We start from the raw sequence: 24762 nt of genomic DNA, 5'->3' as shown, positions 1-24762 counted from the left end.
ATGACTAAAGAAGAATATTTAAGCAAAGTAGCCTTGGCCAATGAGTGGATGAGAGCTTATTATGAAAAAGATGAGCCTTTGGCAAGTGATGAGGAATATGATGCTTTGATTAGAGAATTAAGAGCTTTTGAAAGTCAAAATGAAAATGACATTTCACCCCATTCGCCAACGCAAAAAATAGCTCCTACTATACAGAGTGAGTTTAAAAAAATCACTCACCTAAGTCACATGTGGTCTATGGAAGATGTTTTTGATGAGGAGGAATTAAGAGCTTGGGCAAAACGTGCAAGATGTGAAAATGATTTTTTTATAGAGCCAAAATTTGATGGAGCAAGTTTAAATTTGCTTTATGAAAATGGTAAATTAATCAGTGGCGCCACAAGAGGTGATGGCGAGGTAGGTGAGGATATTACATTAAATGTTTTTGAGATCGATAATATTCCAAAAACCATTTCTTATAAAGAAAAAATTGAGATCCGTGGCGAAGTTGTGATTTTAAAAGATGATTTTGAAAAAATCAATGAAAAAAGAGCACAGTTAAATCAAAGTTTATTTGCTAATCCAAGAAATGCGGCCAGCGGAAGCCTAAGACAACTTGACACAAGAATTACTAAAGAAAGAAATTTAAAATTTTATCCTTGGGGAGTTGGAGAAAATTCTTTAAATTTTAAAAAACATAGTGAGGTAATGAATTTTATCAGAGAACTTGGTTTTTTAAAAGATAATTTTGTAAAACTTTGTAAAGATTTAGATGAGGTTTTATTATCGTATAAGGAGCTTTTATCTTTAAGAGATCAAAAACCTATGATGATGGATGGTATGGTAGTTAGAGTTGATGATCTAACGCTTTGTAAAGAGCTTGGTTATACGGTTAAATTTCCAAAATTCATGGCGGCTTTTAAATTTCCAGCGCTTGAGAAAACGACACGTTTAATTGGGGTGAATTTACAAGTAGGAAGAAGTGGAGTGATCACTCCTGTTGCTGTTTTAGAACCTGTAAATTTAGATGGGGTTGTGGTAAAATCTGCTACTTTGCATAATTTTGATGAAATTGAAAGATTGGATGTAAAAATCAATGATTTTATTAGCGTTATAAGAAGTGGGGATGTGATACCTAAAATCACTAAAGTGTTTAAGGAAAGACGTGATGGCTTAGAATTTGATATTTTGCGTCCTAAGTTTTGTCCTACTTGTCAAGGTGAGCTTTTAGATGAAGGAACGCTTATAAAATGTCAAAATATAGATTGCACCGATAGGCTTTTAAATTCGATCATACATTTTGTTTCCAAAAAGTGTTTAAATATAGATGGGCTTGGTGAAAATATAGTTGAGGTTTTATATAAAAATAAAAAAATTAATACAATTGAGAGTATTTTTTCTTTAAAATATGAAGATTTTGAAGGTTTAGAAGGCTTCAAGGAAAAGAAAATCAATAATATTTTAAATGCTATAGAAAATGCAAGAGAGTGTGAATTATTTCGCTTTATAACAGCTTTAGGAATTGAGCATATTGGAGAAGTAGCAGCTAAAAAGCTAAGTTTGAGTTTTGGTCTAGATTGGTATAAGCAAAATTTTGAATCTTATGCGAATTTAGAGGGTTTTGGTGAGCAAATGGCAGCTAGTTTATGCGAATTTACTCGTGTTAATGAAAGCCGAATTTGTGAGTTTTATCATATTTTAAAATTAAAAGTGGAGCGCTTAGAGATTAAAGATGACAGCTCTATTTTAGGAAAAACTTTTGTAATTACTGGAACACTTTCTAAGCCAAGAGATCATTTTAAAGCCTTAATAGAAAAATTAGGCGGAAAAGTTAGTGGCTCAGTTTCTAAAAAAACAGATTTTGTGCTCTTTGGGGAAGAAGCAGGCTCTAAACTAAGCAAAGCAGAGGAACTTGGTGTTAAATGTATTAATGAAAGTGATTTTCAAGAGTTGATAAAATGATCGCTTTATTGGCTTTATTTGCTTTTATTTTAACATGGCAGTTTTTTGATTATGCTTTTATTTTTTTAATTTTTATTTTTTATGCCTTTTTAAAGGAATTTTTTGGTTTTTTAAATTTTAGAAAAAGCATCATAAAAGAGGCAGTATTGGTTAAAAATAGTTTAGTCTATAAAATCACTTCTAAAAATTTATACATTTATATTGCGAGTTTTTTTGTAGCTTTATTTGCTATTTTTTCTTTATCTTTAAATTTATTAGCCTCTCAAAGGCAAGATTATATTTTTTTATTTATAATCTTACCTTTATTGTTGGTTTTTTTCAAAAAAAAACTTTATTTTCAACTAGTCAATAATGCTTATACTGATTTTATTATCATCCTTATATCGAGTTTTTTTACGGCACTTTTTTATAGCATTTTTGATCTTTTTTTTAGTGACAAAACTATATTTAATTTATATGATTTTCATCAAAATATAGTTTATTATAAAAATTCAAGTTTTTTATTTTTTGACTTAATTTCTCAATTTTTAGCAATTATAAATGCTTTGAAAGAATACTTTTTATCCTATTTTGGAATTTTTTGGTTTAGAATTTTTAACTTTGTTTTTGATTTTTTTAATTTTTTTGTATTTTCTTTTTTTGTTGCTTATCTTTATAATTTTGCTTTTAAAAGAAATAAAATTTATATTTTTGCCAGTTCTTTTATAATTTTAATTGCTTTATTTCTTTCCAAAGAAAGTAAAAACCAAAACATAAAACCTTATCATAAAGAAATTTTAACAATGATGGATAATTTTTCTTTATTAAAGGAACAAAATTTAAGTACTTTAAAAGAAGATAAAATCAAATGGGATAAAAATTTAAAACAAATCAGGGAAATTTTAAATAAAAATGCTTTTGAAATTGGTATATGGTGGTTTTCTAAAGAAAAAGAAGATTTGCAAAAATCTTTCAATGAAAGCTTAAAATGAGATACGATCTTTTTGTAGCAAAGCGATTGAATATCAGTAGAAATAAAGCTTTAGAGCTTATAGAAAATGAAGAAATTTTGCTCAATTTTAAAAAATTTAAACCCTCTTTTGATGTTAAAAATTTGCTCAATCAAGAATTATCTCAAGAAGAAATTTTATTTTCTAAAGAATTAAATTTGGAACTTTTAAATAAAACTTATGTTTCAAGGGCTGCTTTTAAATTAAAGAGTTTTTTAGAGGATAAAGATATAAATATATCAAATAAAATTTGTTTAGATGTAGGTTCTAGCACGGGTGGATTTGTGCAAATTTTATTAGAAAAACAAGCTTTAAAAATCGTTGCTTTGGATGTGGGAGATAATCAACTTCATCCAAGTTTGCGAGATAATGCTAAAATAAAAATCGTTGAAAATACGGATCTAAGAGTATTTAAAAGTGAAGAAAAATTTGAAATTATCACTTGCGATGTGAGTTTTATTTCTTTGCATCACTTGATATTTTATATTGATCAGCTAGCCTTAAAAGATATAATCTTGCTTTTTAAGCCTCAATTTGAGGTTGGAAAAAATGCAAAAAGAAATAAAAAAGGTGTTGTTAAAGATGAAAAAGAAATTCAAAAAGCAAGAAAAGAATTTGAAAAAGCTTGTATTCGTTTGGAGTGGATTTTAAAAATTTGCGAAGAGTCTAAGATAAAAGGAAAAGAGGGCAATGTTGAATATTTTTACCACTATAGCAAAAAATAAAATTAATTCTTTAGCTATTGGTTCTTTTGATGGCTTGCACTTAGGACATCAAAAGCTTATTGATTTATTGGATAGTTTTGGTGCGATTTTAATCGTGGATAAATTTCAAGGTAGAAAGCTTTGCACCCATAAAGAAAAGCAAATTTTATCAAATAAACAAATCATAGAACTTGATTTTAAAAGTATTAAAAATTTAGACGGAAAAGAATTTTTAGATTTTTTAAAAAAAGAATTTGTTTCTTTAGAATGTATTATTGTTGGTTATGATTTTTGTTTTGGTAAAAATAAAGCTTATAAAGCCAAAGATATAGAAAATCTAAGTGGTATAAAAACGATCATAGTGGACGAGTTTTGCATCAATGGAATGAGTGTGCATACAAGTTTGATTAAAGAATTTTTAGCCAAAGGTAAAATTGAAAAAGCAAATCTTCTTTTAGGAAGAAATTATTCTATAAAAGGCAAACATGTTAAAGGGCAGGGGCTTGGATCAAAAGAGCTTTATGCAACTTTAAATTTACAATGCGATGATTATGTTTTACCCAAAGAGGGTGTTTATGTCACTTTAACTCAAATAAAAGATGAAATTTATAAAAGTGTGAGTTTTTTAGGATTGCGTTCTAGTGATGGACAATTTGCCATAGAAAGTCATATTTTAGAAAAATTTGATCAAGATATAAATTGTAAAGATATGATAGAAATTCAATTTATATCTTTTTTAAGAGAAAATCACAAATTTGAAGATTTGACACAATTGAAACAGCAAATTTTTCAAGATATACAATTAGCCAAAGATCGTTTAAAGGATTTGAAATGAAAGATGAAATTTTTAAAGAAAGCCCAAAAAAACAGTTTGAATTTGATAAAAATGTAGCCAGTGTTTTTGATGATATGATTAATCGTTCTGTGCCTTTTTATAAAGAAAATTTAGAACTTTGTGCTAAATTGATCGCTAAGATTGCAAATGATGGTGCTAAAATTTGCGATTTGGGTTGCTCTAGTGCTAATTTTTTGATTTTTTTGGCTAGTTTAAGAAAGGATTTTAGCTTTTTTGGAGTAGATAATTCTTTACCTATGCTTGAAATAGCAAAATCAAAAGCCAGTGCATATGGCTTAAATATAGAATTGATCGAAGGTAATTTGTGCGAATTTGATTTTTTTAATAGCGATGTTTTTATTGCAAATTATACTTTACAATTTATAAGACCTCCAAAGAGACAAGAGCTTGTAAATCAAATTTATAAAAACCTAAATGAAAATGGTATTTTTATCATGAGTGAAAAAATACTTTTTGAGGATGCATTTTTGTCTAAAAATGTGATTGAAATTTATGCTGATTATAAGCAAAGTCAAGGATATTCTAAATTTGAGATAGCTGCCAAAAGAGAGGCTTTAGAGAATGTTTTAATCCCTTATAGTGAAAAAGAAAATATTTCTATGCTTGAAAATGCCGGATTTAAAAAAATAGAAAGTATTTTTAAATGGGCAAATTTTGAAAGCTTTATAGCTTTTAAATAAAATTTAATTTTTTAAGCTTTCATTATCATCCCAATCTTCTTTTGGGATAGCCACGCTAAAAGCATTAACACAATCTTGACTGATGATGGATTTAAGTCTGCATTCATCACTTCTTTCTTTGGCTTCTTGTGGGTGAGTTTTGTAATATTCCACACTTTTTGTTTGCTCACAAGCAATAAATATCATACCTGTAGCTAATAAAAACAGCATTTGAGTAAAAAAATTCATATATTATCCTTTTGATAATTATAGTAGTAAAATTTTAACTATTTTTAAAAACCGGTTTTATTTTTCATTATAAGAAAATACAGGCAAAGCCCATCGATATTTAATGGCTAAAAGTCTTAAAACAACTCCTATAAAAAGAGTAACTAAAGTGCAAAGAAGAGTGTGAATTTGTAGCCACATTGTCAAAAGATAATAAAGTGCGCCTGTTATAATAGCGATGCCAGCATAAATTTCTTTTTGAAACACAAGTGGAATTCTCATGCAAAAAATATCTCTTAAAATTCCACCAAAAACACCTGTAATTGTAGCCGCTACAATAGCAATAATAAAGCCATAATTTAATTTCATAGCAATTTGTGCTCCAAGAATACTAAAAACAACAAGTCCTATGGCATCGAGTGTTAAAAATAAAGCTTCCAATCTCGTTACTATGCTAGGAATCTTAGTTGCAGCAAGGGCAAAAAAGCAAACTAAGAGTATATATTCTGGATGTTTTACCCAAGTGAGTGGGTAATGCCCTAAAAGAACATCACGTATGCTCCCACCACCTATAGCAGTAACTAAGGCTATAAACATAACCCCAAAAAGATCCATTTTATGTCTTCCTGCTGCTAGGGCTCCAGTCATTCCTTCTGCCGAAATTCCTACAATATAAAGCACGGTTATGGTTAATTCATTCAGATCCATTTTTATCCTTTAAAATTGCTCACAAGGGATTTTATAATGATTGATTTTTTCATCATCGACTTCATGATTTGGCACTTGATAGCATTCTTTAAATTTTGGAGTTTGGATGATTTTAACATAAAAACTAGGTATTGCAATATTGTTTTTTATGCGTTTTGGATTTTTATCATAAAGAACAAGATTTAAAACTTCCACGCTTTGAAATTTTAAGGATAATTTTCTTTCTCTTTGCTCGATTTCGTTCCAAACTTTAGCATTGATTTGCTCATTTTGTGGAGTCATATTGCTCATTAAAAAAACGGAATTTTGAGCGGCTTTACTAAAGCGAAATGAAGCGTTTGATGCCGTATGCCCGCGAGTATATCCGCTGTGTTTGTAATCACTCCAAGTGGTGCGGTATTTTTTAGGAATATTGGTATCATCTTCAAAACGCGGTCGTTTTTTAATTTGTTTCATTTTTAAATCGGAAGCTTCAACTTTGTAAGCAACTGCTTTAGTGCCTTTTAAAGAATAATCATAGCAATTGATATAAAAAAATTTATTTAAAACTTGAGAGCAATTAAAAGAATTAAAATAGGATGAAAAATCTTTATTTGGTGTGTAAGATTCAAGAGCAAATGCGCTAAAAAAGCATAAAAATATCAAAGTGAGTGTTTTCATCAAATTTCCTTATCTTTGCTGGTGCAAAGATGACTTAAAAAGCATTCCTTACACAGAGGTTTTTTTGCTTTACAGGTGTATCTTCCAAAAAGCACCATGGCTTGATGAAGATAATTAAGATTGTCTTTGAAAATACGCGTTAAATCTTCTTCTGTAGCCTCTGGAGTTTTTGCCTTACTAAGATTTAAGCGATGAGAAACTCTAAAAACGTGAGTATCTACGGCCATAAAATTAGCTTCGCACCACTCGATTAAAACAACATGAGCGGTTTTTTGTCCTACTCCTGCTAAGGATTTTAAATCTTTTTCATTTAAAGGAATTTCCCCGCCAAAATTTTCACAAACAGCCTTGGCCATTTTAATAAGATTTTGCGCTTTGTTGTTAAAAAAAGAACAGCTTTGGATGTAGCTTTTTAAGCTTGCTAGATTGGCATTTGCTAAGCTTTTGATATCTGGATAAGCTTTAAAAAGATCCGGAGTGATTAAATTCACTCTTTTGTCGGTACATTGAGCTGAAAGCATCACGCAAACTATAAGTTCATAAAGGTTTTTAAATTTTAATTCTGTGACGGGTTTGTCAAATTTTTTTAAAAAAAGTTCTTTGATTTGTAAATTTCTTTTCATTTTTTTATTTTAGTTAATTTGCTTTAAACCAAGTTGAGATATAATAGATTTATCTTAAATATTTTAATTAAAAAGGAAACTCGATGAAAAAATTTTCTCTAGTCGCGGCAACTTTGTTTTTTGGTATAGCTTTAAGTGCTAATGCAGCTACAATAGCTACTGTAAATGGTAAAAATATTAGCGATACTGAGGTAAATGATTTTTTTGCTCCTATGCTTAGAGGTCAAGATTTCAAAACTTTACCTGATAATCAAAAAAAGATTCTTTTGCAACAATATATCATTCAAGATTTAGTTTTGCAAGATGCTAAAAAACAAAATTTAGAAAAAGATCCACTTTATATAAAAGAGCTTGATCGTGCAAAAGAAAGCATTTTGGTTAATGTGTATCAAGAAAAAATTTTAAATTCCATTAAAGTAGATCCAGCTAAAGCTAAAGCTTTTTATGATCAAAACAAAGATAAATACGTAAAACCTGCTTCAGTTCAAGCAAGACATATTTTAGTTTCTAGTGAAAAAGAAGCTAAAGAAATTATTAACGAGCTTAAAAAATTAAAAGGTAAAGCTTTGGGGGATAAATTCAGTCAAATTGCTAAAGAAAAATCTATAGATCCAGGTTCAAAAAATCAAGGTGGAGAGCTTGGTTGGTTTGATCAATCAACTATGGTAAAGCCTTTTACAGATGCAGCTTTTGCACTTAAAAATGGTACCATTACAACCACTCCAGTAAAAACAAATTTTGGATATCATGTTATCTTAAAAGAAAATTCACATCCAAGAGAACAAATCAAGTTTGAAGATGTGAAACAAGGCATTGAAAACGGACTTAAATTCGAAGAATTTAAGAAGGTAATGAATCAAAAAGGTCAAGAGCTTTTAAATAACGCTAAAGTTGAGTATAAATAAAATGGGTGTATTAGATTTAGTTAAACCAGGAGTTATAAGCGGTAACGAGTTGAACAAAGTCTATGATTATGCCAAAGCAGAGGGATTTGCGATCCCTGCTGTGAATGTTGTTGGAACAAATTCTATTAATGCGGTTTTAGAAGTTGCTAAAAAAGTGAATTCCCCTGTAATTATTCAGTTTTCTAATGGAGGTGCTAAATTTTATGCCGGTAAAAATTGTTCTAATGGGGATGTTTTGGGTGCTGTTAGTGGAGCTCAACATGTTCATTTGCTTTCTAAGGCTTATGGAATTCCAGTTATTTTACACACTGATCATGCTGCTAGAAAGCTTTTACCTTGGATAGATGGCTTAATCGTAGCAAACGAAGAATTTAAGAAAAATCACGGACAAGCGTTATTTAGTTCTCATATGCTTGATCTTAGTGAAGAAAGTTTAGAAGAGAATTTAAAAACTTGTGAAGAGTATTTGAAAAAACTTGATGCTTTAGGGATTTGTCTTGAATTAGAACTTGGTTGTACAGGTGGTGAAGAAGATGGCGTTGATAATACGGGTATTGATAATGCTAGACTTTATACTCAGCCTGAGGATGTAGCTCTTGCCTATGAAAGACTTGGAAAAATCAGTGATAAATTTTCAATCGCAGCAAGTTTTGGTAATGTTCATGGAGTTTACAAACCTGGCAATGTAAGTTTACAGCCTGAAATTCTCAAAAATTCTCAAAAATTCATAAAAGAAAAATTTGGGCTAAATAGTGATAAGCCAATTAATTTTGTTTTCCATGGTGGAAGTGGAAGCGAATTAAAAGATATTAAAGATGCGGTAAGCTATGGTGTGATTAAAATGAATATTGATACAGATACTCAGTGGGCTTTTTGGGATGGAGTTCGCGAGTATGAAGCTAAAAATCATGCTTATTTGCAAGGTCAAATTGGAAATCCAGAAGGCGATGATAAACCAAATAAAAAATATTATGATCCACGCGTATGGTTAAGATCAGGCGAGGAAAGTATGATTAAGCGTTTAGAAATTGCTTTTGAGAATTTAAATTGTATTAATAAAAACTAAGCCTTGTGCTTAGTTTTTATTTTAGTTTAAAGATTATTTTTAAATAATTTTTAAAGTAAAATTTTATTTTTGATTAGGGATTGTTTATATGGAAGTAAAATCGGATGAAATTGCAGAACTTATTTTGCCTGAAAGTAAAGAAAGAAAAGGATATTTTGTTTATTTAAAGATTATTTTTATTCCTGCTTTGCTTTATTTTTTGATTTTGCTGGGTTATTTTCATGTTATAAATTTTGAAGTTGAATTACACACAGTTGTTATGACGGGCATTATTTTCTTTGTCTCTCTTATTTTTGCACGTCATAATTCTGAATACGCCTATAGTATTTTTGAACAACAAAAAGATGAATTTAAACAAGCTTTAAAAAGACATATTATGAAACATTTTCTTGTTATAGGAAAAGACACAAAATCAAATGCTAATTTTGATGATTTTGCTTATAGCTATATTAAAGAAACTAGAAATGAGAACTTTGCAAGTATAGGTTCGGCAATTTTTCCTATGATGGGAATTTTAGGAACTTTTATCAGTATTGCAATTTCTATGCCAGATTTTAGTTCCAGTAATACAGCGGCTTTAGAGCAAGAAATTGCAAATTTATTAAGCGGAGTAGGGACTGCTTTTTATGTTTCAATTTATGGTATTTTTTTAGCTCTTTGGTGGATTTTTTTTGAAAAATTTGGCAAGAGTAAGATTGAGCGTTTGTTAAATCGTCAAAAAAATTCTACAAGCGGATTTTTTTGGACTAAAGAGGAACTTGATCAAAGATATTTAAGTGAAAGTTTGCAGCATTTTGAAAAAATCGGTGCTATTTTTAAGCAAGTGAGCAATCAGGATTTTTTTGCAGAGCTTGATCATGCTATCGATAGAAAATTTAAAATTTTTCAAGATATGATCAATGTTGAAGAAAAAGCCATAAGATTAAGTGGCGAACATATTAAACAGACCATGGGAGAATTAAGTAGAGCGCAAAGAGATCAAAGAGATCTTGGTAAATTGTATAGTGAAATGCTTAATGGTATTGGCATGCTTAATCAAAATCTTAAAGAAGTTAATATGCGTATGTCAGAACAATACAATCGTTTATTGGATATTAGCAATGAAAAAATTCAACATTTTGATAAAACTTTGGGTGTTTTTACGGAGGAAATAGAGCGTTTTAGCTATAATTTTAAACTTTATGAGCAAGAAATGCTTCAAAGTCAGGAGAAAATTTTTGAAGGATTTAAAACAAGTCTTTTCGAGGGAATGCATAAATTTAAAGAAGTGTATGAAGAAGAAAAAAGTATTGATGAAAAAATTAAGATGATGGGAGAATTTAAGAAAGAAATTCAAGATCTTAATGAAGAAACCAATGAAATGATAAAAAAATTTAGTAAAGAGCTAGAAGAAAAAGAAGTTGATGCTGAAGAAAATAAAAATACAGAACAATCAGATCTTATTAAAGAAGATGAACAAGAAAAAGAATCGGATTTGGAAAAGGTAAACGAAGAAAAAAAATTATGAAAAATGATTTTAAAGAAGATAATAATTTTTGGATAGCCTATGCTGATTTAATGGCAGGTTTGCTTTTTGTTTTTATCTTACTAATAGGCGCTATTGTGGTTAAATATGTTTTAACTCAAAGCGATTTAAGAGAGATTAAAGATAGCCTAACTAAACAAGAAGCACGCTTGGAAGAAAATAAACAAGAATTAAAAAATAAAGAAGCAATTGTTTTTAAACTGAGTTCCGATTTAAACAATGCTTCAAGTGCTTTAGATCTTGCCAATTTACAAAAAGCAGAACTTGAGGCAAATATAACTAACTACAAACAATTAAGTCAGGATTTAAATTCGACTCTTGATAATAAAGACAAACAAATTCTTATTTTACTTGGACAGCTTGAAAAAAAAGATGAAGAGTTATCCAATTTGCAAGAAGAATTTAAACAAGCTAAGGAAAAAATTCAAAATTTAGGACTTATACGTGAAAATTTAAGCAAAGAATTGCAAAAAAAGCTTGACAATAATATTACAATCAATGATAAAACAGGGGCAATTTCTCTACCTGCTGAGGTTTTATTCGATAAGGATTCTTATGTTTTGAAAAATGAAGCAAAGGCAAAATTGAGAAAAATTTTAAGTGAATATTTTGATGCGATTATGAATGATCCAAAAATTTTATCTAATATTGAAAATATTATTATCGAAGGGCATACAGATAGCGATGGATCTTATATTTATAATTTAGATTTATCTCAAAAACGAGCCTATGAAGTGATGAATTTTATTTATAGTTTTTATAAGGATCCAAGATTGCAAAAACTTTTGATGGCAAGCGGTCGATCTTTTTCTGATCCTATTATGAGTAATGGAGTAGAAGACAAAGATAAAAGTCGTCGCATAGAAATCAAATTTAGTATTAAAAATGATAATGCCTTAAAAGATGTAGAAAATTTTTTTGAATTTCATTAAAATTTTATGAGATGCTAAAATCTACTATTGATAAAATTTGCTTTAAAGGTTTTGAATTTTATGTAAAACGTGATGATTTACTAGGCGAAATCAATGGCAATAAGGCTAGAAAACTTGCCTTTTATTCCTCTAAAACCTATGCTAAACATCAGCGTTTTATCAGTTATGGTGGCATTCAAAGTAATGCAATGGCTGCGCTTAGCCTTTTTTGTTTTCAAAGAAATATAAAATTTATTTTTATCTGTAAAAAAATTCCATCCTATCTTAAAGAAAATCCATGCGGCAACTATGCTTTAGCTTTAAAAAATAAGACTGAAATCATAGAAATTGATGATAATCTAAAAGAATATGCCTTATCTTTGTGTAATAAAGATGATATTTTTATAGAACAAGGCGTGGCTAATTTAAATGCAGAGCAAGGTTATAAAGAATTGGCAAACGAAATTAAAGAACAAAGCCTAGAATTAAATTTGGAATTTGATATTTTTTTGCCATCTGGAACAGGAACTTCTGCCGCTTTTTTAGCCAAATATTCTCAATTTAAAGTTTTTACTTGTGCGTGTGTTGGTGATGAAGATTATTTAAAAAAACAAATTTTAGAGCTAATACAAGATTATGATTTTAAAAATTTACAAATTTTGCAAAAAAATCAAAAATACCACTTTGGAAAACCTTATAAAGAAATTTATCAACTTTATAAAGAATTAAAACAAGAATGTTCTATAGAATTTGACTTGCTTTATGATATGATAGGTCTAAGTGTTGTGTTAAAAAGAAAGTGGGAAAAGCCTTTGCTTTATATACACCAAGGAGGCATTTTAGGTAATGCTTCCATGCTGCAAAGATACGCTTTTAAGGATTTTAAATAATTTTTATTTTTTTAGATACGTTAAGAGGTTTTTGCAAGCTAAAGAAATAATTTTATATGTTTCATCAAAATTTCCACTATACCAAGGATCAGGAACTTCATCATAACCCAAATCAGAAGCAAAATCAGTCATTTTTAAAAGTTTATTTTGAGTATTATTAAATTTTTTTAAAACATTGTCAAAATTAGAATTATCCATAGTGATTAAAAAATCACTTTCGTCACAGAGTTTTTGTGTGAGTTTTTTGCTCTTGAAATTTTGATGCTCGATATTAAGACTTTGAAGTTTGGTTTTTGTACCAAAATGCATTCCTTCGCCATCGTGTTCTCCTGAAGTACCTGCACTGGTAATGAAAAAAAGTTCTTCTAATTTATTTTTTTTGATTAAATCTTTCATGACAAATTCAGCCATAGGAGAGCGACATATATTTCCTAAGCATATAAAGGTTATTTTTTTCATATTTTTCCTTTGTGTTTTAATCAAAAATTATAAAAAGTATCATACAATAAAACCATGGAAAAATTCAATAAAACTTTGTGGATATGTTGGTTTGGCGTTTTTACCACGAGCATGGGACTAAGTCAAATTGCCCCTATTTTGCCTTTATATATAAAAGAATTAGGACATGTTAATCCCAATGATATTGCATTTTATTCAGGGCTTGCTTTTGGCGTAACTCCGCTTGGAATGGCTATTTTTTCACCTCTTTGGGCTTTTTTAGGTGCAAAATATGGTTATAAAAACATGTTGCTTCGTGCGAGTTTAGGAATGTCACTTTTAACCCTATGGCTTGGCTTTGCTCATAGTGCTACAGAAGTAGTTTTAATACGCGCTTTAACAGGGATTGTTTCCGGTTTTACATCTGCATGTGTTGTTTTTATAGCAGTGATTGCACCTAAAGAAAAAGTAGCTTACGCTTTGGGTACTCTTTCTACTGCTTCGGTTAGTGGCAGCTTGATAGGACCTTTATTTGGTGGATTTGTCGCTGAGTTTTTAAGTATTAGTATTGTTTTTGATCTGATAGCATTTTTAATCGCTTGTTCTTTTGTGACGATTTATTTTTTTATCCATGAAGATAAGAAAAATAAAGAAATTCAGCAATACACCCATAAGAAAAAAGAAAATAAAACTCTTATTATTATCCTTTTTATCACAACTTTTATAATTCAATTTGGAACTTTTGGAGTTATGCCTATTTTAAGTATTTTTGTAGAAAAAATTCATCGAGGAGGCAATTTAGCTCTTTGGGCTGGAGTTGTTGTGGCTTCAAGTGGCGTGAGTAATTTATTTTTTGCACCAAGAATTGGTAGTTTTGCGGATAAAATAAATCCAGTTAAGATTGTTTTTTATTCTTTGATATTTTGTGGAATTTGTTTTTATTTGCAATCTCTAGCCACAAATGTCTATATGCTGATTTTTATAAGATTGTTAATAGGAATGGCACTTGGCGGTCTTTTGCCTTGTGTGAATGCTCTGCTTAAAAAAAGCGTGAGCGCAAAAAATTTGAGTGTTATTTTTGGTCTTAATCAAACATTTCAATTTTTAGGCAATTTTTGCGGAGCCTTTGGAGGAGGAGTAATAACAGCTTATTTTAAAATAGAAATGGTTTTTATTCTCATGTGTTTTATTTTTATATTTAATGCTTTAATCTTTTTATTATTTAGAAAGCATATTTAATTTTTTAAAATTTCTTTGATTTTTTCATATTCGCTTATAAGCTGTTCAAGGGAAAAATTTAAATTTGCAGGGGAAGTGGATGGTAAAGCAATAGCATCTAATTTGGGATAGAATTTTTTAAAAAAATGATAAGCACTTTTTCCTGTGGTAAAGATGTGTTCTATTTTGGCATGATTAAAAATAATGTTTAAATCATTAGCCTTAGCATAACTTATGGTTTTATCATCGGAATTTTTTATTTTACAACTTTGAAGTATATCCCAAAGGGCTATTTTTTGATTTTTTAAAAATATTTTTTGCTCTTTTATGCTTGATAATTTTACCGAGAATAAAATTTCAAAAATAGGCCAAAATCTATTTCTTGGATGTTGATAGTAAAAGCCATCTTTTCTAGATTGGATTGAAGGAAAGGATCCTAGGATTAAAATTTTAGAATTTTTATCAAAAAAAGGTTTTAAAGGATGAGTGAGAAAATCACTCATTCGCATAAATCCACAGAAATTTTGCCATTTTTGATTTCACTTACTTTTACTTTTAAAATATCTTGTTCTTTGATGTTTAAATGTTTTATTTTAGAATGATGAATTAAACCATCTATATCATCTTTAAGCTCTACAAAGGCTCCAAATTGAGTGATTTTCTTAATCACTCCTTCAAATTCTTGACCGATTTCAAATTCTGATATTTTCTTTTCTTTTAGTGATTTTTTATGGGCTTTATTAGACGTTGTAATATTTAAAATATAATTTTTAGCAGTCATAATTTGTTCATTATCGCAGCCTGAAATTTTCACCTCACCTTTATCTCGGTCAAGATCAATGGATACATTAAATTTCTCTATAATTTCTTTAATGGTTTTGCCACCTTGACCTATAATATCTACAATTTTAGATGGCTCGATATTAAATAGTTCTATTTTTGGTAAAATTTCTTCATTAACAATAATTTCTTTTGCCGCTTTTTCCATAATATCTAAAATATGGAGTCTTCCTTCTTTAGCTTGATAAAGGGCGATTTTTAATTTTTCTTGATCTATTCCGCCAAGCTTAATATCCATTTGTAAGGCAGTGATACCATTTTTATTTCCAGCAACTTTAAAATCCATATCCCCATCGTGATCTTCAAGCCCCATGATATCGGTTAAAACTGCAAATTGATCATTCTCAAAAATCAAGCCCATTGCAACCCCAGCAATGAGATCTAAGCTAGGAACTCCTGCAGCGCGCAAAGCTAAAGAGCCTCCACAAACTGTAGCCATAGAGCTTGATCCATTACTTTCTAAAATTTCACTAACTAAACGGATAACATAAGGATAATCTTGTGGCACACTTGGATATAGAGCTCTTTTTCCTAAATTTCCATGTCCTAATTCTCTTCTACTTGGTGCCTTAATAGGACTAGCTTCGCCCACTGAAAAACCTGGAAAATTATAATTTACCATAAAACGTTCACTTACAGGATTTTTTTCATTGAGTAAATCTATCATTTGAGCGTCATTATCTCCGCCTAAAGTTGCTACAACTAAAGCTTGAGTTTGTCCCCGTGTAAAAAGACAAGATCCATGAGCGTTAGGGAGTATATTTGTTTCTATGCTAATAGGTCTTACTTCTTTTAAGCCTCTGCCATCTGCTCTTTTTCCCTCATTTAGAATTTGAGAGCGTATGATATTGCGTTTGATTTTATTTAAAGTGCTAAGCACGCTTTCTTCATCCCAATCTTTGGCGATATCTAATTTTATAATTTCTTTAGCAATTTTATTTAATTCACTAGCTCTTTCACTTTTTGCCATTTGATTGATAGCTTGTTTGATATCATTGTGAAAATTATTTTCTAAAAAGGTGAAAATTTCTGGATATTCGATTTCATCTTTTAATTCTATAGGATTATTTTTTTTGTGTTTCATAAAAGTTTTTTCATAGGTGCTTGATCCTTCTAAGATGGCTTTTTGAGCTAAATTTAAAGCTTCTAAAGTTTCATCTTCACTTAGCTCATTCATAGCTTGAGTATTTTGATTAAATTCTTGACTTGGTAAGGCTCTCATTTCTATCATTAAAAGTTCATCTTTTACTCCAGAAACATAAAGATCCAAAGTGCTTTTTTTAAGTTCTTCATTGCTAGGATTTAAGATAAAGTTATTATTAATGCGTCCTATACGAACCCCACAAACTGGAGCTTTCATAGGAATATCACTCAAATAAAGTGCCACACTAGCAGTATTTAAACTCATGACTTGTAAGTCTGTTTGAGGATCGACTGAAAGAACCATAACGACAATTTGAGTTGGATAGGCATATCCTTTTGGAAAAAGTGGGCGCAAAGATCTGTCTATAATCCTAGCTGTAAGAGTTTCAGCATCGGTTGGCTTGGTTTCTCTTTTGACATAACCTCCTGGAATTTTACCTGCAGCATAAGCTTTTTCTATGTATTGAACAGTTAAGGGTAAAAAATCCTCTTCAACTGGTTTTTCTTCTCTTGCAACTGTTGCTAAGATAACACTTTTTCCTTGCCTCATTAAAACAGCACCAGAGGCTTGTTTTGCTACTTTGTCTATATCAAAGATTTCTATATTTTTATTTACTTGAATTTCGTATTGCATTGTTTGTCCTTTTTTTCCAGATAATAAATGGGTTAAATTTTTAAAAATATTAAGCAAGTATCCTTCCTTATTAAATTTTATTTTCAGTTTCAGCTAGTGAAAAATCATATTTAATTCCACCTATTGGGTAAAAATTAAATACAAAATAAACCCCGCTTTGATTTTTGGCAGTAATCCCAGCACTTGTAAGCTGTGGATCAATTCTTTCTCTATACATCAAAGAATAATTCCAACATTTTCTTTGGAAAGTATATCCAAATTCCCACATATTTGCATGTGCTCTTTGAGTATCAAGCCAAATTCCTCCAAATAGATTATAATTTGGTGTTATGATATAATTTGCATGAGTTCCTATGAAATTATATTTACCGTATTCATTATTTTGATAAGCATGTGAAAAATTCCAATTAAAATCAAAATTAGTGCTAAATTCAATTTGATTGATCACATTGGTAAATCTTTGATCTTTATAAGAATAAAATGTTTCATTGCTTAAATTGATATAATCATTATAATAATAAGTTATTAAATTTTTTAATTGATCAAAGCGGTGTTGTTTGTTTAAGTATTCGAGATTAAATTTATGTTTTATTTTTTTTTGACCCAAATCATTGTAAAAATATTGAACCGTGTAAAAATTGATTTGATCGTCTTTTTGAGCAGTGGACTCTTCAAGATAATTTTCGCTAATATTTCCAGATTTTGCTCCAAGCAGTGAATATTCTAAGCCAAAATTTAAAGTATGAAAAAAATATCCATAATTTTTTGAAAGATCTGTATAAAAATTAAAATTATGGGTATTTTGAAAATAATGTTCATGATCTTTTCTAGGATCATGGGTATAATTAACAAAAGAGGCAAAAAGATGCTCTGTAAAAGTGAAATGAAGTAAGTCATTAAAAAAAGCATTATGATATGAAATTGGCAATTCTAAATTAATTTGATTAGCATAAGGACCTACTTGGCGATAAAAATTATGAAAACTTGCGTCAAAAGAATAACGTAAACGTTCATCAAATAAATTATTTAAAAATCGGTGATATTGAAAACTTGGATATTCTTGTAAGGTTGATTTATTGTTTAATTTGGAAGTGTCAATATAATATTTTCCATAAGCCCCATAATAATTGTTTTCATCGGCTAAAAAATAATTAATCCTAGAGGTAACTAATGAATTTAGATCGTAAGTATCCTTTGAGCTAAGATTAAAATAATCTATGTCATTAATATAAATTCCATCAATCCATAGTCCTTCTTGAAAATTATCCCCCAATAAAGATTTAATCAAATCATCTCTAGAATATTTTAGTTCGATACCAGCATGAGTTTTATTTTTTAAATTTTCTTTATGATAATAAGAATATTTTTCTCTAAAACCCCCGAAATTAAGTTCCCCTATAGAATAAGGTGAATCTATAAATCTTAAAGTAGAATAAACTCCAAAACCTCTATTGGTTCTAATTTGAGGATCGATTTGTAAGTCCCAATTTTCATCTGTTGCTATGTAAATAGGCTGTTCATAGTATAAACCTTCGCCTCTTTTTAGAACGATTTTGGGAATTAAAAGCCCGCTTTGTCTGTGAGTATCAGCACTAAATCCAAAATAAGGCAAATAAAATATAGGTATATCTTTAACGTATAATCTTGCATTATATAGATGAACAAAATTATTTTTTCTATTTAGCCAACCTTTAGAAAATCGAATTTCCCAATCTGGATCTTCAACATTACAGCTCGAAACTGAAGAAATTTTGCTTTCAAAAACTTTATCGTTTAAATAACTTTGTTTGCTTTGAAACCAAACTTCTAAATTATTATTGGAAAAGAAAAAATTGTCAAAATGTGCTTCATTGGAGTTTAAATTTATTTTTGCATAATTTGAATGAGATCGTTCATTTTGCCCTCTTAAAATATTAACATCACCAAAAAGCTCTACATCTCCACTTTTTTCGTTATATATTGCTTTATTTGCAGTGATGAAATAAAAATCTGAAAAAATAACCACATCATTTTTTGCTGTAAGTATATCACCTTCTTTCTTTGCATTTAGCGCATAAATATCGACTTGTGCTGCATTTAAAGCAATATTTGTAAAACATAAAAATAAAAATTTACGCCACATTGACCACTACTGTTTTTGCTGCATAATCTTCCCATGTTTTACGCAAATCATTGCCTAAAGCCCATGCAAATCCTAAAAAAAATGCACTATTACTAAGCTCGCTAACACTAGCTCTTATGCAACTTTGAATCAAGTTAGGTTTATCCAAAAGATCTTCATCTAAAATGATTATTTTACATATCATTTTTCCTAAGCTTGCGCCGTATAAATAGGTAAAAATGATTTGATAAATTAAATGAATCAAAATAAAGCTAAAACTAAAATTACGTGACACTTCAATCATTTCCATTAAATCTTTTGCTTGAGATAAAGGAGTGTAAAAAATTATATAAATAATAAAAGAAAGGATAAAATTATCTATAAAATAAGCTAAAACTCTTTTTTTAAAACTAGCAATACTTAAATTTTCACGCTCTAAACGAGTGGCTAAATCTTCTTTCATTGGATAACCTGATAAGCAATATCTTTTCTAAATTGTTTTCCTTTAAATTCAACATTTTCACAAAGTTCATAAGCTTTTTTTTGTGCTTCTTTTATATCTTTTCCTACGCCAACACAGACTAAAACACGCCCTCCATCGGCCATTAATTTACCATTATCTAAGCTAACTCCAGCATAAGAAATATGGGTATTTTCTGGAATATTTTTGATAGAAATTTCTGTTTTTTCAGAACTTTTATAAGGGTAATTTTCGCTAGCGCAAACAACTCCAACAGCGTATTCTTTTTTTATATTGATTTTTGTATTTTTTAAACGTTTTTGGGTTGTGGCTAAAATTAATTCTAAGGGATTTTCAATTAAAGGCATTAAAATTTCGCATTCTGGATCACCAAAACGCACATTAAATTCTAAAACATAAGGTTCTTGATTGATAACCATGATTCCTATAAATAAAACCCCACTGAATTCACTGCCTTCTTTTTTCATTCCAGCTAAAGTGGGAATAATGATATCTTTTTTGATTTTTTCAAGCAAATCTTCACTGGCTAAAGAGCTAGGCGCATAAGCTCCCATTCCTCCGGTATTTGGGCCTTTATCTTGATCAAGAAGTTTTTTATGATCTTGAGCAGCAGGCAATAAAATAAAATCATCTCCATCGCAGACTGCAAAAACACTAAGTTCAAATCCATCTAAAAATTCTTCTATTACTATAAATTTTCCAGCATCTCCGAAACTTTCTCCACTAAGCATTTTAGAAGCTGAGTTAATAGCTTCTTCATAGGTTTGTGCGATAATCACACCTTTTCCAGCACACAATCCATCCGCTTTTACAACTATAGGTGGTGTTAAGGTTAAAATAAATTCTTTGGCTTTTTCTAAATTATCAGTGTTTAAAAATTTAGCCGTTTTAATTTGATATTTTTGAAGAAAATTTTTCATAAAGGATTTTGATGTTTCAAGCATAGCAGCAGCTTTGCTTGGTCCAAATATAGCAAGATTATGTTGTTTAAAAATATCTACAATCCCTTGAGCTAAAAAATTTTCGCTTCCTACTATACAAAGATCAATTTCATTTTCTTTTGCGTAATTTGCTAATTCTAAAGGTTTTTTAAGATCGATATTTGTGCCCAGACTTTTGGTCGCACCATTTCCAGGAGAGAAGAAAAAAACCAAATTTGGATCTATATTTTTTAAAGCTAAAGCGATAGAATATTCTCTAGCACCACTGCCTAAAATCATTATTTTCATTTATTCTCCTTTAATAAAACCCAAACAGCCGCTATTAAAGTTGACCCCAAAAAGTCAAAAGAAAACCGTTAGGCGATTTTTAAAGGCTGCAACTTCTCATTTCTTTCGAAATTCAAACGACGCCACAGACACGGTAAATCGCACACTCACAGTAATTAAAAATGTGTTGGATCACTAAAAATTCGCGTACTGTTTAGGCGTAAAATTATAGCTTGACTTAGCTTAAAATTACGTTTTAAATGAGCTTGAATTTGGTTTTTCCTGTTTTATCAAAATGTTTTCCTTGTAGTATGATATCTGCTACACTTTCCCAAACATGCTTTTCATCAATATAAACAATATCAAAAGTGTTATCACGCATTAGAGATTGATAATTAACTTTTTTAGGGGCATATTTTACGATATAGTAAGGATTTTGAGCAAAATTTTCAATTTTTAATTTGCAAAGTAAATCCAAATCTGAAGTGACAACTAAAAATTTTCTTCTTTGTTCTTTTGTGATTTTTTGAATATAAATTAAAAGTTTTTGGTCAAATGGATTAAGAGCTGATTTATTTAACCTACTTAAATAATGTTCCGCGAAAGAAAGAGAACAAAAAGAATTTTCTATATTAGTCATTGAAAAATAAGAATTTTTTACTCCTGAAGATTTTACTGATAAATGCCAAATTTTAATATCCATAATCGTAGCGCATAAATTAAGTCCTGTAATAATTTTTTTAAAAAGTTTTTCACGAGAAAGTTTAAAGGCGTTTTCAAAAATATTATAATTTTTTTTATAAAAGTCTTCTTGGAGAGCTTGTAATCTTTTAAGGGAGGTTTTGTAGCTTTCTGATTCTTTTTGAAGGTTTTCTAATTTCTCTTGACGTGCTTTGATTTTTTCTTGATCTGGATTAGCGGCTCTGGATTTAAGAGTAATTTCAGATTGTAAGGTTTTCATTTGAGCTTCAATAGATGCAAGCCTATTTTTTCTGGTATCTATGGTTGCCATAAGGGCTTGATAATGACACTGTAAAGATAGAAAAGTTTCATTAAAAATTTTAGTTATATTGGGTTTGCGATCCGCAGCCATTTGCTTGTAGGAATTTTCTAAGTGCATCATAATACTTTTTAAAGCATTAAATTGAGTTTGATCAATAGAATTATCCATAAAAATAAGAGTATCATAAGCTTTAAATAAAAATCTTTTAATGATCACATAATCTAAAATACACGGAATATCTTTTTCATCTTCTAAGTTTGATTGTAAAGCTTCTACGGATAAAATTTCGTGAGCAAAATATTTTTGTATGGCTTGAGGTATAGTAAAAGATAAAGGAATTTTTTCTATAGAATCAAAATCTATGGTTCTGTAAAGTTCTGTAATATAGGTACTTCTTCTTGAATTTTGCAAATCTTCCAATTCATCATCATCATTTGTTTTCCAAAAATCATTTTCTGTGATAAAATCACCTTCTTTAAATTCTTGAAATTTGGAAGGTCTTATGCTTGTAATTGTTTTATTAACTTGAGCGGGGGATCCATCTCCATTTTTGTTTTCAGCTGAAAGAGTTCTAAACTCTACAAACATTCCAACCGTAGGCATACTCTTTTTATCATTCCAAATTTGACGATTGAAATCAAAAAAAGTATTTGCTGAATTTGTAACAGTCCCTCGTCCAGTAGAATCCATATAAATGGCTATTTTTCCGTGCATATTTCATCCTTGAAATGTTTTAAAAGAATATTTTAACTTTATTTTTATAAAATTTTAATAATAGATTTAAGATTTTTATCATTGAAATTCACATTAATTTCACATATTTTTATAATTATTTTTTTAGAATATTTTATTTTACAAGGATAATTGTGTTTTTTTATTATTATTTAAAAAATCCTAAACAAGTGGGAGCTTTATGTCCTAGTTCTAAAAAATTAAGAAAAGCAATCACTCAAAACATAGGTTTAGAAAGTGTTAAAAATATAGTTGAAATAGGACCAGGAACAGGAGCATTTACAGAAGCTATACTTCAAAGAAAACACAAGGATGCTAAATTTTTTGCAATAGAAATTAACGATCAAATGGCACAAAAACTTTCTAAAAAATATGAAAATTTAGATTTGCAAATTGGAAATGCTGAAAATTTAGAGCATTTTTTATATCAAAGAGCTATGGAAAATGTAGATGTTGTAGTTTCTGGAATTCCTTGGGCTTTGTTAAAAAATCATGAACAAGAAAAGCTTTTAGGTGCAATTTATAAAAATTTATCCAAAGGTGGATATTTTACCACTTTTGCTTATATAATTCCAAGCCCTTCAAGTAGGGCCTTTCGTTTAAAAATATTCGAACTTTTCAGTGAAGTAAAAATCTCAAAAATAGTCTGGCAAAATATTCCACCGGCTATAGTGTATTATTGTAAGAAATAATCACTCCCATTCTATTGTTGCAGGTGGCTTGCTCGATATATCATACACTACGCGATTAATTCCTTTTACTTCATTGATGATGCGACGACTGATATTTTCTAAAATTTCATAAGGCAGATGTGAAAAAGTTGCAGTCATTCCATCGCTTGCATCTACAATACGCACGCAAATAGTATTATCATAAGTACGATTATCTCCCATAACGCCAACACTTTTTACATTTAAGAGCACGCAAAATGCTTGCCAGGTTTTATCGTACCAACCAGTGCTTTTTAATTCTTCAAGCAAGATAACATCTGCTTTTCTAAGTAGATCCAAGCTAGGACGATTAACTTCACCCATAATGCGTATAGCAAGACCAGGTCCAGGGAAAGGATGACGATAAACAACTTCTTTGCTTAAACCTAGTTCCAAACCTAAAGCTCTTACTTCATCTTTAAAAATTTCTTTCAAAGGTTCAATAAGTTTTAGATTCATTTTTTCAGGCAAACCCCCAACATTGTGATGACTTTTAATAGTCTTACCAGCGCCGATGACTGAACTCTCGATGATATCGGTATAAAGAGTGCCTTGGGCGAGATATTTAACGTCACTATGCTTTTTTGCTTCTTGTTCAAAAACTTCTATAAAGGTATTTCCTATGATTTTTCTTTTTTGTTCAGGATCGATTACTCCGGCTAAACGACTTAGAAAAATTTCGCTCGCATCAATGCTGATAAGATCTGTTTTTAGTGTGTTTTTAAACATAAATTCTACCTGTTCGCGTTCATTAGCGCGCAATAAGCCATTATCTACAAAAACAACAATGACTTGTTTTTTAATCGCACTTGATAAAAGTGCTGCTACAACGCTACTATCAACCCCACCGCTTACAGCGCATAAAACTTTATCATTTCCAACTTCTTCACGAATTTTTTCTATTTGAGTTTTAGCAAAAGAGCCCATATTCCAAACACTTTCGCAATTACAAGCGTATTTAGCAAAATTTTTCAAAATGTTTTTACCAAATTCGCTGTGTTGAACTTCTGGGTGAAATTGTAAAGCAAAGAATTTCTTTTTTTCATTAGTAAAGACACAAAAAGGGCTATTTTCGCTCGTTGCTAAAACTTCAAAATCTTGAGGTAAATTTTCTACTTTATCAGAATGACTCATCCATACGGTTTGTTTTTTAGGTAAGTTTTTAAACAATGCACTATCTTTTTGGATTTCTATGGTTGCCTTTCCATATTCTTTGTGCCCTGCTGGAGCAACGTTAGCGTTAAAATGATGTGCCATCAGTTGCATACCGTAACAAATTCCAAGAATAGGCAAGCCTAAATCAAACACACCTTTGTCGCAAAAATAAGCATCAGTTGCATAAACACTTGCTGGACCACCACTTAATATAATACCTTTAGGTTCTTTTGCTTTAATATCAGCTAAGCTTACATTAAAGGGTAAAATTTCAGCATAAACCCCTTGTTCCCTTAATCTCCTAGCGATTAATTGCGTGTATTGAGAGCCAAAATCTAAAACTAAAATATCTGCTTTTTTCATTATATCACCACCTATTGAGTTGTTCATATTTTTTAATGCTTTTTATTGAGCCATTTTGTTCATAAGTTGTG

The 24762-nt window shown here is 29.8% G+C and carries 24 protein-coding genes; 12 read left to right on the top strand and 12 right to left on the bottom strand.

The genetic code is table 11. The annotated features are described in order from the left end of the window. Genes ligA through cmoA form a run of 5 tightly spaced genes read left to right on the top strand, consistent with a single transcriptional unit; the run spans window position 1 to window position 5170 of the window. Entirely contained in the window at window positions 1-1941 is a 1941-nt protein-coding gene (gene ligA / locus H2277_RS00325; protein ID WP_337200434.1) for an NAD-dependent DNA ligase LigA, read from the top strand. Next, window positions 1938-2912, top strand: a complete 975-nt coding sequence (locus tag H2277_RS00320; protein ID WP_337200433.1) for a hypothetical protein — start codon at window positions 1938-1940, stop codon at window positions 2910-2912. Before ligA ends, H2277_RS00320 begins: the two co-directional genes overlap by 4 nt. Continuing rightward, complete coding sequence (locus tag H2277_RS00315) at window positions 2909-3655, top strand: TlyA family RNA methyltransferase (RefSeq protein ID WP_337200432.1); 747 nt, start codon at window positions 2909-2911, stop codon at window positions 3653-3655. The genes H2277_RS00320 and H2277_RS00315 overlap by 4 nt, the downstream gene beginning before the upstream one ends. Next, window positions 3621-4469, top strand: coding sequence for a bifunctional riboflavin kinase/FAD synthetase (locus tag H2277_RS00310; protein WP_337200431.1), 849 nt, complete (start codon window positions 3621-3623; stop codon window positions 4467-4469). The genes H2277_RS00315 and H2277_RS00310 overlap by 35 nt, the downstream gene beginning before the upstream one ends. Continuing rightward, window positions 4466-5170 carry a carboxy-S-adenosyl-L-methionine synthase CmoA gene (cmoA, locus tag H2277_RS00305; protein WP_337200430.1) on the top strand — a complete coding sequence of 235 codons (705 nt, stop codon included), beginning with the start codon at window positions 4466-4468 and terminating at the stop codon, window positions 5168-5170. The genes H2277_RS00310 and cmoA overlap by 4 nt, the downstream gene beginning before the upstream one ends. Before the next feature lie 3 nt (window positions 5171-5173). Here the strand turns inward: cmoA and H2277_RS00300 are convergent, their stop codons facing one another. The 4 genes from H2277_RS00300 to nth all read right to left on the bottom strand — a co-directional run bounded on the left by H2277_RS00300 (window position 5174) and on the right by nth (window position 7368). Next, window positions 5174-5380: an EexN family lipoprotein gene (locus H2277_RS00300; protein WP_337200495.1), complete on the bottom strand. Its 207-nt coding sequence runs from the start codon at window positions 5378-5380 to the stop codon at window positions 5174-5176. Between the two features lie 75 nt (window positions 5381-5455). Beyond that, window positions 5456-6085 carry a trimeric intracellular cation channel family protein gene (locus H2277_RS00295; RefSeq protein ID WP_337200429.1) on the bottom strand — a complete coding sequence of 210 codons (630 nt, stop codon included), beginning with the start codon at window positions 6083-6085 and terminating at the stop codon, window positions 5456-5458. Window positions 6086-6094: 9 nt separating this feature from the next. Further along, window positions 6095-6745: a DNA/RNA non-specific endonuclease gene (locus H2277_RS00290; RefSeq protein WP_337200428.1), complete on the bottom strand. Its 651-nt coding sequence runs from the start codon at window positions 6743-6745 to the stop codon at window positions 6095-6097. Further along, window positions 6745-7368, bottom strand: coding sequence for an endonuclease III (gene nth, locus H2277_RS00285; RefSeq protein ID WP_337200427.1), 624 nt, complete (start codon window positions 7366-7368; stop codon window positions 6745-6747). The genes H2277_RS00290 and nth overlap by 1 nt, the downstream gene beginning before the upstream one ends. 83 nt (window positions 7369-7451) lie before the next feature. Here nth and H2277_RS00280 point away from each other — a divergent pair, with 83 nt between their 5' ends. The 5 genes from H2277_RS00280 to H2277_RS00260 all read left to right on the top strand — a co-directional run bounded on the left by H2277_RS00280 (window position 7452) and on the right by H2277_RS00260 (window position 12665). Beyond that, window positions 7452-8273, top strand: a complete 822-nt coding sequence (locus H2277_RS00280) for a peptidylprolyl isomerase (protein WP_337200426.1) — start codon at window positions 7452-7454, stop codon at window positions 8271-8273. Between the two features lies 1 nt (window position 8274). After that, a complete protein-coding gene (gene fbaA / locus H2277_RS00275; protein ID WP_337200425.1) occupies window positions 8275-9339 on the top strand; it encodes a class II fructose-bisphosphate aldolase in 1065 nt (354 codons plus the stop codon). An 88-nt stretch (window positions 9340-9427) separates the two neighbouring features. Continuing rightward, on the top strand, window positions 9428-10846 hold the full coding sequence (locus H2277_RS00270) for a MotA/TolQ/ExbB proton channel family protein (protein ID WP_337200424.1): 1419 nt from the start codon (window positions 9428-9430) through the stop codon (window positions 10844-10846). Beyond that, window positions 10843-11796, top strand: a complete 954-nt coding sequence (locus H2277_RS00265; RefSeq protein WP_337200423.1) for an OmpA family protein — start codon at window positions 10843-10845, stop codon at window positions 11794-11796. The genes H2277_RS00270 and H2277_RS00265 overlap by 4 nt, the downstream gene beginning before the upstream one ends. A gap of 11 nt (window positions 11797-11807) precedes the next feature. Then, window positions 11808-12665 (top strand): 1-aminocyclopropane-1-carboxylate deaminase/D-cysteine desulfhydrase, encoded by an 858-nt coding sequence (locus H2277_RS00260; RefSeq protein WP_337200422.1) that lies wholly within the window; start codon window positions 11808-11810, stop codon window positions 12663-12665. Between the two features lie 3 nt (window positions 12666-12668). On the opposite strand, the gene H2277_RS00255 is transcribed toward H2277_RS00260, so the two are convergent. Continuing rightward, on the bottom strand, window positions 12669-13124 hold the full coding sequence (locus H2277_RS00255; protein WP_337200421.1) for a low molecular weight protein-tyrosine-phosphatase: 456 nt from the start codon (window positions 13122-13124) through the stop codon (window positions 12669-12671). Window positions 13125-13178: 54 nt separating this feature from the next. Here H2277_RS00255 and H2277_RS00250 point away from each other — a divergent pair, with 54 nt between their 5' ends. Then, window positions 13179-14342, top strand: a complete 1164-nt coding sequence (locus H2277_RS00250) for an MFS transporter (protein WP_337200420.1) — start codon at window positions 13179-13181, stop codon at window positions 14340-14342. On the opposite strand, the gene H2277_RS00245 is transcribed toward H2277_RS00250, so the two are convergent. The 6 genes from H2277_RS00245 to H2277_RS00220 form a co-directional block, all read right to left on the bottom strand. Beyond that, a complete protein-coding gene (locus H2277_RS00245; RefSeq protein ID WP_337200419.1) occupies window positions 14339-14824 on the bottom strand; it encodes a DNA-deoxyinosine glycosylase in 486 nt (161 codons plus the stop codon). The genes H2277_RS00250 and H2277_RS00245 overlap by 4 nt on opposite strands. Further along, window positions 14821-16938 carry a polyribonucleotide nucleotidyltransferase gene (locus H2277_RS00240; RefSeq protein WP_337200418.1) on the bottom strand — a complete coding sequence of 706 codons (2118 nt, stop codon included), beginning with the start codon at window positions 16936-16938 and terminating at the stop codon, window positions 14821-14823. Before H2277_RS00240 ends, H2277_RS00245 begins: the two co-directional genes overlap by 4 nt. Before the next feature lie 70 nt (window positions 16939-17008). Then, the gene (locus H2277_RS00235; protein WP_337200417.1) at window positions 17009-19060 is read right to left on the bottom strand and encodes an LPS-assembly protein LptD; all 2052 of its coding nucleotides are present in this window, start codon (window positions 19058-19060) and stop codon (window positions 17009-17011) included. Beyond that, on the bottom strand, window positions 19050-19502 hold the full coding sequence (locus H2277_RS00230; protein WP_137623957.1) for an RDD family protein: 453 nt from the start codon (window positions 19500-19502) through the stop codon (window positions 19050-19052). The genes H2277_RS00235 and H2277_RS00230 overlap by 11 nt, the downstream gene beginning before the upstream one ends. Continuing rightward, the gene (purD, locus tag H2277_RS00225) at window positions 19499-20749 is read right to left on the bottom strand and encodes a phosphoribosylamine--glycine ligase (RefSeq protein WP_337200416.1); all 1251 of its coding nucleotides are present in this window, start codon (window positions 20747-20749) and stop codon (window positions 19499-19501) included. The genes H2277_RS00230 and purD overlap by 4 nt, the downstream gene beginning before the upstream one ends. 235 nt (window positions 20750-20984) lie before the next feature. Next, window positions 20985-22445 (bottom strand): hypothetical protein, encoded by a 1461-nt coding sequence (locus H2277_RS00220; protein ID WP_337200415.1) that lies wholly within the window; start codon window positions 22443-22445, stop codon window positions 20985-20987. A gap of 152 nt (window positions 22446-22597) precedes the next feature. Here H2277_RS00220 and H2277_RS00215 point away from each other — a divergent pair, with 152 nt between their 5' ends. After that, window positions 22598-23155: a methyltransferase domain-containing protein gene (locus tag H2277_RS00215; RefSeq protein ID WP_337200414.1), complete on the top strand. Its 558-nt coding sequence runs from the start codon at window positions 22598-22600 to the stop codon at window positions 23153-23155. On the opposite strand, the gene guaA is transcribed toward H2277_RS00215, so the two are convergent. After that, window positions 23156-24691 carry a glutamine-hydrolyzing GMP synthase gene (gene guaA, locus H2277_RS00210; RefSeq protein WP_337200413.1) on the bottom strand — a complete coding sequence of 512 codons (1536 nt, stop codon included), beginning with the start codon at window positions 24689-24691 and terminating at the stop codon, window positions 23156-23158. Between the last annotated feature and the right edge of the window lie 71 nt (window positions 24692-24762).

This window comes from Campylobacter sp. W0014, assembly GCF_020135975.1.
Classification (GTDB): domain Bacteria; phylum Campylobacterota; class Campylobacteria; order Campylobacterales; family Campylobacteraceae; genus Campylobacter_D.
This window is presented reverse-complemented; position numbering and strand designations above follow the sequence as displayed.